We start from the raw sequence: 201 nt of genomic DNA, 5'->3' as shown, positions 1-201 counted from the left end.
AAAGAAAACGAGGCAACAGCTAATACAGAAAAGAAAACAAGTGATAAAATTCAAGCTAAAATTATTCAAAATAATAATATATCCATGGAAACACTTGTATTTGATGAATGTACAATGAACTTAGAAAAAGAAATACATAACTTAGATGGTTACATTGAAGAATCTAATGTTGAGGGAAAACGAATTAATGATTATGGAGAG

The 201-nt window shown here is 27.4% G+C and carries 1 pseudogene; it reads left to right on the top strand.

Annotated features, from left to right (window positions below):
- A pseudogene (locus AACQ14_RS24195) lies at window positions 1-201 on the top strand (hypothetical protein); the annotation flags it as partial.

Source organism: Vallitalea maricola (genome assembly GCF_036985595.1).
GTDB lineage: Bacteria > Bacillota > Clostridia > Lachnospirales > Vallitaleaceae > Vallitalea > Vallitalea maricola.
The sequence above is the reverse complement of the archived record's forward strand: the minus strand, read 5'-3'. Positions and strand labels throughout refer to the sequence as shown.